The following is a 402-nucleotide window of genomic DNA, read 5'->3' as shown; positions in this document are numbered from 1 at the left end:
GCGCCTGGGATCTTGATGTTCGGGCCCCAGGCTTCCTTGGTCACGATCGACTTCAGGCCAAGCACGTCATAGTCGCCGGGCTTGATCTCCTGCTTGTTGGCGACCTTGTCCATGAACATGGCGACCGCGGCGGCCTGCGCGTAGAGCGGCTGCTCGACCTCGACGTTGAGCCAGCCCTTGCGGATCAGGTCGAGGCCGACCGGCGCGCCGTTCGAGCTCATCAGCATGACGTCTCCCGGCTTCTTGCCGGCGGCTTCCAGCGAAGCGACTGCCGCAACCGAAAGATGGGCGGCGTGGCTGAAGATCAGGTCGATGTCCGGATTGGCCAGCATCTGGTCGGCGACGATCGTGCCGGCGTTGCTCGCTTCCCATTGCATGGCCGGCAGCGAGATGATCTTGACG

General features: G+C 64.2%; 1 protein-coding gene. It reads right to left on the bottom strand.

The features are described 5' to 3' along the window. Positions 1-402 (bottom strand): substrate-binding domain-containing protein (locus EOA38_RS38795; RefSeq protein WP_145966376.1); only part of this gene is annotated, 402 nt, incomplete at both ends.

The organism is Mesorhizobium sp. M1E.F.Ca.ET.041.01.1.1 (assembly GCF_003997355.1).
Classification (GTDB): domain Bacteria; phylum Pseudomonadota; class Alphaproteobacteria; order Rhizobiales; family Rhizobiaceae; genus Mesorhizobium.
Note: the sequence above shows the minus strand (reverse complement) of the source record. Positions and strands in the feature narration are given on the sequence as shown.